The organism is Streptomyces sp. ID05-39B (assembly GCF_033794725.1).
Lineage (GTDB): Bacteria > Actinomycetota > Actinomycetes > Streptomycetales > Streptomycetaceae > Streptomyces > Streptomyces bobili.
Genome location: NZ_JARGEF010000310.1, coordinates 1 through 7,977, shown reverse-complemented (window position 1 = coordinate 7,977; position 7,977 = coordinate 1). Strand labels below are relative to the sequence as shown.

General features: G+C 72.0%; 6 protein-coding genes. 2 read left to right on the top strand and 4 right to left on the bottom strand.

The window, feature by feature from the left end:
• Positions 1–280 precede the first annotated feature (280 nt).
• From nirD to P1P75_RS37235, 3 genes are read right to left on the bottom strand one after another with little or no spacing between them, the layout of a single operon-like run.
• Positions 281–634 (bottom strand): nitrite reductase small subunit NirD, encoded by a 354-nt coding sequence (nirD, locus tag P1P75_RS37245; protein ID WP_319263780.1) that lies wholly within the window; start codon positions 632–634, stop codon positions 281–283.
• Complete coding sequence (gene nirB, locus P1P75_RS37240; protein ID WP_319263778.1) at positions 631–3,237, bottom strand: nitrite reductase large subunit NirB; 2,607 nt, start codon at positions 3,235–3,237, stop codon at positions 631–633. The genes nirD and nirB overlap by 4 nt, the downstream gene beginning before the upstream one ends.
• Positions 3,238–4,449 (bottom strand): FAD-dependent oxidoreductase, encoded by a 1,212-nt coding sequence (locus tag P1P75_RS37235; RefSeq protein WP_319263777.1) that lies wholly within the window; start codon positions 4,447–4,449, stop codon positions 3,238–3,240.
• A gap of 256 nt (positions 4,450–4,705) precedes the next feature.
• Between P1P75_RS37235 and P1P75_RS37230 the strand changes: the two genes are divergently transcribed.
• Both P1P75_RS37230 and P1P75_RS37225 read left to right on the top strand, forming a co-directional pair.
• On the top strand, positions 4,706–5,488 hold the full coding sequence (locus P1P75_RS37230) for a TSUP family transporter (protein WP_319263776.1): 783 nt from the start codon (positions 4,706–4,708) through the stop codon (positions 5,486–5,488).
• A gap of 357 nt (positions 5,489–5,845) precedes the next feature.
• Entirely contained in the window at positions 5,846–6,949 is a 1,104-nt protein-coding gene (locus P1P75_RS37225) for an amidinotransferase (protein ID WP_319263774.1), read from the top strand.
• 150 nt (positions 6,950–7,099) lie between these two features.
• Here the strand turns inward: P1P75_RS37225 and P1P75_RS37220 are convergent.
• A partial coding sequence (locus P1P75_RS37220; protein ID WP_319263773.1) for an NAD(P)-binding domain-containing protein occupies positions 7,100–7,977 on the bottom strand: 878 nt, incomplete at its 5' end.

Genomic DNA, 7,977 nt, shown 5'->3' with positions numbered 1-7,977 from the left:
GGTCATGGTCGGTGCCTCCGGGGTGGGGTCGGGCGGCGGACGCGTCCTGGCGGCGTGCCGGAGGTCCTGACGCAAGGAGACCCGGCGCACCGCCGCAGTGACACTTCGTTGGCGAGTAACGAGCCGCCGTCCGGCCGTGTTCCATCCCTCGGCTGTCAGGTTCCTTTCAATGAGGGGGAGGACGTGTCCCAGCCGCCCGACGTACCGCGCCGGCTGGAGAAACGGCTACGGCGGCCTCAGGAGCGAGGCCGCCGGTATCCGCTTGCAGGAGCAGGGTGATTCAGCCCGCCGCCCGCACCTCGTACGTGGTGACGCCGACCGTGTCGTCGTCCAGGCACTGGCCGCTGCGCAGATCGAAACGCTGCTTGAGCAGGGGCGAGGCGACGAACGGCCGGCCCTGCACGGACCCGGTCAGGCCGCGGGAGAGGACCGCCGCGCCGCTGAACGGGTCACGGTTGTCCACGGCGTACAGCTCGCCCGCCCGGTCCCGGAACAGGGCGACCTGACGGCCGTCCGGCAGGAGTGCCGCCACCCCGCGGCCGGGGACCAGCAGGCTCAGGTCGCAGACCGTGAACCAGTTGTCTCCGAGCTGGAGTTGGACCTTCAGGTCGGTCGTCTCGAGTGCCAGGGTCATCGCTGGGCGCTCCCTTCCAGGGGACGGTGGCCGATGGTGAGCAGCGGCAGGTCGGGCTTGATCTGGTCACGCTCGGGGACGAAGCCGACGACCGGGTCGGGGGTGTCCGGTGCATTGACGAAGGACACGAACCGGGCGAGCTTCTCGGGGTCGTTGATGGTGGTCGCCCACTCGTCGGCGTAGTTCGCCACATGCGCGGCCATCAGGGATTCCAGCTCCTCGCAGATGCCGAGGGAGTCCTCCACGACCACGTCCCGTACGTGGTCCAGGCCGCCCGGGATGCGATCCAGCCAGGTCGAGGTGCGCTCCAGCCGGTCGGCGGTGCGGATGTAGAACATCAGGAACCGGTCGATCAGACGGATCAGTCCGGCGTCGGAGAGGTCCTGGGCGAGGAGGTCGGCGTGGCGCGGGGTGGCGCCGCCGTTGCCGCCGACGTACAGGTTCCAGCCGTTGGAGGTGGCGATGATGCCGAAGTCCTTGGACTGGGCCTCGGCGCACTCGCGGGCGCAGCCGGAGACGGCCGACTTGAGCTTGTGCGGGGAGCGCAGGCCCCGGTAGCGCAGCTCCAGGTCGATCGCCATGCGGACGGAGTCCTGGACGCCGTAGCGGCACCAGGTCTGGCCGACGCAGGACTTCACCGTGCGCAGGGACTTGCCGTAGGCGTGGCCGGACTCGAAGCCGGCGTCGACCAGGCGGGCCCAGATCAGCGGGAGTTGTTCCACGCGGGCGCCGAACATGTCGATCCGCTGACCGCCGGTGATCTTCGTGTAGAGGCCGAAGTCGCGGGCGATCTCGCCGATGACGATCAGGCCCTCGGGGGTGATCTCACCGCCGGGGATACGCGGTACGACCGAGTAGGAGCCGTTCTTCTGGAGGTTGGCGAGGAAGTGGTCGTTGGTCTCCTGCAAGGCCGCCTGCTCGCCGTCCAGGACGTAGCCGCTGGCGCCGATCGTGGGGGCCAGCGAGGCGATGATGGAGGCGACCGCGGGCTTGCAGACGTCACAGCCGTCGCCGCCCCGCGCGCCGTCACGGCCGTAGCGGTCGAGCATGTCCTGGTAGGTGTTGATGCGCAGGGCGAGCACGATCTCGTACAGCTCCTCGCGGGTCTGCGAGAAGCAGCCGCACAGGCCCTTGTCGACCTCGACGCCGCTCGCCTCCAGCTCGGCGGTGACGAGCTGGCCCAGGAGCTTGACGCAACTGCCGCAGCCGGTACCGGCCTTGGTGCACTTCTTCACCTCGGGCACGGTCGTGCAGGAGTGCTCGGTGACCGCGCCGCGGATGGTGCCCTTGGTGACGTTGTGGCAGGAGCAGATGACCGCCTCGTCGGGCAGGGCGGACGGGCCGAGCTGGGCGCCGCCGCCGGCCCCGGCGGGCAGCACCAGCGACTCGGGCGAGATCGGCGGGACCGAGCCGGTCAGGGCGCGCAGGGTGCCGTAGGCGTCCGCGTCGCCGATCAGGATGCCGCCGAGCAGGGTGCCGTCGCGGCCGATGACCAGCTTCTTGTACAGGCCCGAGCGGGAGTCGGAGTACACCACGTCGAGGCAGTCCTCGGCGGTGCCGTGCGCGTCACCGAAGGAGGCCACGTCCACACCGAGCAGCTTCAGCTTGGTGGACAGGTCGGCGCCGGTGAAGGACAACTGCTCGGTCTCGTCGGCGGCGATCGTCGCGGCGGCCGTCTCGGCCTGCTCGTATCCCGGGGCGACCAGGCCGTACACCCGGCCGTCGGCGGCCAGCGCGCACTCACCGATCGCGAAGACGTGCGGGTCGCTGACCGTACGGCACTGCTCGTCGACCGCGATGCCGCCGCGCTCGCCGACCGTCAGTCCCGACTCGCGGGCCAGCTGGTCGCGGGGGCGGACACCGGCGCTGAACACCACCAGGTCGGTGGCGAGTTCGGAGCCGTCCGACAGCTTCATGCCGGTGACGGCACCGGAGGCGTCCGTCACGATCGCCTGGGTGCCGACGCCCGTGTGGACGCTCAGGCCCATCTCCTCGATGGTGCGCAGCAGGGCCGCGCCACCACCCTCGTCGACCTGCACCGGCATGAGGCGCGGCGCGAACTCCACGATGTGGGAAGTGAGTCCGAGACCCTTCAGCGCGCCCGCGGCCTCCAGGCCGAGCAGACCGCCGCCGACCACCGCGCCCGTCGTGGCCCGCGCCTTGGCGTACGCCTCGATGGCGAGGAGGTCCTCGATCGTGCGGTAGACGAAGCAGCCCTCGGCGTCCTTGCCCGGCACCGGCGGCACGAACGGGTAGGAGCCGGTGGCCAGCACCAGCACGTCGTAGTCGACGGCCAGACCCGAGCGGGCGGTCACCCTGCGGGCATCACGGTCGATGGTCTGCGCCGGGTCGCCGACGTACAGCTCGATGCCGTGGTCCTTGATGAACTCCATGTCGGTCATGGAGAGTTCTTCGGGCGTCTTCCCCGAGAAGTACGAGGTGAGCTGGACGCGGTCGTACGCGGGACGCGGCTCCTCGCAGAGCACGACCACGCGGTGCGTGGCGGTCAGGCCGCGCTCGGCGAGCGCCTCGAGGAAGCGCTGGCCGACCATGCCGTGGCCGACGAGGACGATCGTGGGGGTGGCCCCCGGGGTGGCGGTCATTCAGGAGCCTCCGTCGTTGGTGAGCAGGTGGAGCAGAGGGCCGTGGTCGGGGAGCGGCTCTGCTCCCTCCCAGGCGCGGGCGAGCGCGCCGACGGTGCCGAGTTCGCCGACGAGCACACCGCCGACCAGGCGGTCGTCGCGGACGACGACCTTGCGGTAGGTGCCGCGGGTGGCGTCGGCGAGCTGCACGACGTCGTCGCCGGGGAGCGCCTCGGTCTCGCCGAACGCGGCGAGGTCCAGCGAACCGTCCCCGGCCAGCGTGAGACGGGTGAGGGAACGCGTTCCCGAGTAGCGGGCGGTTGCCCTTCCGGCGAGCAACTCCGCCAGTACGTCGGCCTGTTCGAGCGCCGGCGCGGCGAGCCCGTACACCTCGCCGCCGTGCTGGACGCAGTCCCCGATCGCGCGGATGTGCGGGTCGGAGGTGCGCAGTTCGTCGTCGACGAGGACGCCCTTGCGGACGGCGAGTCCGGCCTCCTTGGCGAGGCCGGTGCGCGGGTGGACCCCGCACGCCAGGACCACCAGGTCGGCGTCGAGGGCGTAGCCGTCGGCCATCTCCACCGAGCGGACCGCGCCGCCGACGCAGCGCACGTCGCGGACCCGGCACTCGGTGTGCACCTCGACGCCCAGGTCCCGCAGGTGCCGCAGCACCAGCCCCGAGGCGTTCGGGTCCAGCTGACGCTCCATCAGCCGCTCGGACTGCTGGGCGAGAACCACCTGCGCACCCCGGACGGCGAGCGCGCGGGCGGCGGAGACCCCGAGGAGCCCGCCCCCGATGACGACGGCCCGCACACCCGGCCGGACCGCCTTCGACAGCCCGAGGCAGTCGTCCATCGTGCGGAAGGCGTGGACGCCCTCGGGCAGTTCGTGGTCCGGCGTGAACAGTCCGCGCAGCGGCGGCAGCACCGGGTTGGAGCCGGTGGCCAGCACCAGCGTGTCGTATGCGATCTCCGAGCCGTCCGCGCAGGCCAGGCTGCGCCGCTCGCGGTCGATCCCGGTCACCCGGGCCCGGACGAGCTCGGCGGGCGCGGGCAGCGCGATCACCTCGGGGGCGAACCGGCCGGCCAGCACCTCGGCGAGCAGGACCCGGTTGTAGGGCCGGTGCTCCTCCTCGCCGATCAGCAGTGCGGGCGTGCCCAGCTCACCGAGCCGCCGGGCGAGGCGTACGCCCGCCAGGCCGGCTCCGATCACCACCACACGCTTATTCGAGGTCATGCCATCGAGCGTGCGGTGCGGAGGTTACCCGGCAGCATCACCGTTGTTTCCCGCGAGGAACGCTGCCCTCAGCGGGGGCGCGGCCGGGATGTGAGGGTTGCCGGGGTGCGCGAGGGGCGCCGTGTGAGGTTCCGCCTGCCCGCCGCGGGGGCGGGTGGGTGCCGGTTCATGCTGGCGGGTGTCTCCGACCGGCGCGAAGCTCAGAAGTGGCTCAGTTCGATGGACGAACCATCTATCCGTCTTTAGGGTCGCGGTCATGCCCGACATATCCCTGACCATGGTCGTCCTCCTCTGCCTCGCCGCCCTCGCGGCCGGCTGGATCGACGCCGTGGTCGGCGGCGGCGGGCTCCTCCTGCTGCCGGTCCTGCTGCTCGGCCTGCCGGCCGGCACCCCCGCCGCGCACGCCCTCGGCACCAACAAGGCGGTCGCCATCGTCGGCACCACCGGCGCGGCGGTGACCTACGCCCGCAAGGCGCCTGTCGACGTGGGGGTGGCCGTACGGATCGGCCTCGCCGCGCTCGCCGGATCCTCGGCGGGGGCCTTCTTCGCGGCCGGGATGAGCACCGATGTCCTCAAGCCGGTGATCATGGTGGTGCTGCTCGCGGTCGCCGCCTTCGTGATCCTGCGCCCGGCCTTCGGCACCGCCCCCGCCATCGGCCCGGCCGGCCCGCGCCGCGTCCTCGCCGCGATCGGCCTCGCCGGACTCGGAATCGGTTTCTACGACGGACTCATCGGCCCCGGCACAGGCACCTTCCTCGTGCTCGCACTGACGGCGGTCCTCCACCTCGATCTGGTAACCGCTTCCGCAACCGCCAAGATCGTCAACTGTTGCACCAACGCCGGCGCCCTGGCGATGTTCGCCTGGCAGGGGGCGGTGCTGTGGCAACTGGCGCTCCCGATGGCCGCCTTCAACCTCGCGGGCGGCATGCTCGGTGCCCGCACGGCGCTGAAGAAGGGCAGCGGCTTCGTACGGATCGTGCTGCTGGCGGTCGTGTTCGCGCTGGTGGCGAACCTGGCGTACGAGCAGTGGCTGGCGTAGGGGGGCGGAGGGCCGGCCGGTTCGGGGGCTTTCCGAAGCGCCCGGTGAGGGCTCGTCGACAGCGGGTACCCGGTCGGCGACGAACCGCTGACCGAGGCGACCGAAGGGCGGCTGAGGATGACGGTGACGCGGAGGCCCGGAGGGCTCGACACCGAGGCGAGGACGGCCACGGCGGCGAGGACGGCCACGGCGACGGCCACGGCGGCGAGGACGGCCACGGCGACGGCCACGGCCGGCGCGGTCGCGAGGGCGGCGGCGACGTCGGCGGAAACGGCGGAAACAGCGGGAACGGCCGAAACGGCGGAAGCGGCGGGAACGGGGGGAACAGCGGGAACAGAGGGAACGGCAACGCCGGCCGTGCGGGAGGCGGAGCAGCGGCCCCTCGTGTCGCCCGTCAACTCGCACAACGAATGGGACCCGCTGGAGGAGATCATCGTCGGGCGGCTCGACGGCGCGACGATCCCCTCCGACCATCCGGTCGTCAGGTGCAACATCCCGCCGTGGGCCGCACGGTTGCAGGGGGTGGCCGCGGGCTACAGATATCCGCGCCCGCTGATCGACAAGGCGCGGCACGAGCTGGAAGAGTTCGTCGCCCTGCTGGTGTCCCTCGGTGTCACGGTCAGGCGCCCGGACCCGGTCGACCACCGGCGCCGCTACGGCACCCCCGACTGGTCGTCACGCGGTTTCTGCAACACCTGTCCGCGCGACAGCATGCTCGTGATCGGTGACGAGATCATCGAGACGCCGATGGCGTGGCCGTGCCGATACTTCGAGACCCACTCCTACCGCCGTGTTCTCAAGGACTACTTCCGGCGCGGCGCCCGCTGGACGGCGGCCCCGAAGCCCCAGCTCACCGACGAACTGTTCGAACGCGGTTTCCGGCCACCGCGGGACGGCGAGCCCCCGCGCCGCATCCTCACCGAGTTCGAGCCGGTCTTCGACGCGGCGGACTTCGTCCGGGCCGGACGCGATCTGTTCGTGACACCCAGCAACGTCACCAACCGGATGGGCATCGAGTGGCTGCGCCGCCACCTCGGCCCCGGATACCGCGTCCACGAGGTCGAGAGCCGCTGCCGTACGCCCATGCACATCGACACCACGCTCGTCCCGCTCGCGCCCGGCAAGGTGCTGGTCAATCCCGAGTACGTCGACGTCGACCGGCTCCCCGAGCCCCTCAGATCCTGGGACGTCCTGGTCGCGCCCGAGCCCGACCCGATCGACGACCGCCTGCTGAGGATCACCTCGATGTGCGGCAGGTGGCTCAGCATGAACGTGCTCATGATCGACGAGAAACGGGTGATCGCCGAGCGCCACCACACCGGGATGCTGCGCGCGCTGGAACGCTGGGGCTTCGAGCCGATCCCGTGCGACCTGCTGCACTACGCGCCGTTCGGCGGCTCCTTCCACTGCGCGACCCTGGACGTCCGACGCCGCGGCACGCTCGCCTTGTACGCCGACTGAGCGCTTCACAGCGCCGGCCGACAGACCGATGGACCGGCCGACAGACCGGCCGACAGACCGATGGACCGGCCGACAGACCGATGGACCGGCCGGCCGATCGATGGACCGGCCGGCTGAGCGGCCGACCGGCCGGCCATGGACGCAAGGGGATCAGCCCGTCCGCGGCGCGAGCAGCTCCACGACCCCCGTCGTGTCCTCCTCCCCGTGGCCCTCCGCCAGGCGTCGTTCCATCAGGGACATGTACGGCGTGAGCAGCTCGGGGCTGACGCCCTGCTCCTCGGCCGTGCGCAGCAGGGTGGCGTTGCCGGCTACCTGCATGGCGAGGTTGGACACCACGCCCTTGGCGAAGTCGCCGCTCTCCAGCTGCGCGGCCGTCTGGTGGGCCATGGGGGCCATCGCGCCGAGCCAGGACACGAGGAGCGGGGCGAAGTCGCCGGGGGCGATGTCCTCCCGGCGGATCAGCGCGAACGCGTGCAGGACACCCGCGAACATGCCGCTCATCGCGCTCAGCAACGCCACGTCGTGCAGCGCCGCGAAGCCGGGATCCGCGCCCACGTACTCGGTCCCGGCGGGCACGGCGAGGGTGGCGCGGTGCTCCTCGAACAACTCGGAGGAACCGCTGTAGAAAACGTATCCTCCGCTGTCCGCGGCCCCGATCATCGGCGGTACGGCCATGATGCCGCCGTCCAGGAAACGGGCGCCGCGCTCGGCTGCCCAGGCGGCCCGCCGCCTGCCCTCGGCCGGGGTGCCGGTGGTGAGGTTCACCAGATCGCGGCCGGTGAGGTCGGCCCCGTCGAGGGCCTCGCCGACGGACGCGTCGTCCAGCAGGCACAGGACCACCAGCCGTCCGGCGGCCACGGCCTCCGCCGGGCTCGCGGCCACGACGGCACCCTCGGCGGCCAGCCGCTCGGCCCGGACGGCAGTGCGGTTCCAGACGGTCACCGGGTGCCCGGCGGCCAGCCAGGCGCGGGCCAGGGCGGTCCCCATGGCGCCGGCGCCGAGAAGGGTGACGGGGGTGGGGGTGGTGC

Excerpts from the sequence above, each read along its gene's own strand:
- nirD (WP_319263780.1), bottom strand. The coding sequence starts at position 634 with ATGACCCTGGCACTCGAGACGACCGACCTGAAGGTCCAACTCCAGCTC.
- nirB (WP_319263778.1), bottom strand. The coding sequence starts at position 3,237 with ATGACCGCCACCCCGGGGGCCACCCCCACGATCGTCCTCGTCGGCCAC.
- P1P75_RS37235 (WP_319263777.1), bottom strand. The coding sequence starts at position 4,449 with ATGACCTCGAATAAGCGTGTGGTGGTGATCGGAGCCGGCCTGGCGGGC.
- P1P75_RS37230 (WP_319263776.1), top strand. The coding sequence starts at position 4,706 with ATGCCCGACATATCCCTGACCATGGTCGTCCTCCTCTGCCTCGCCGCC.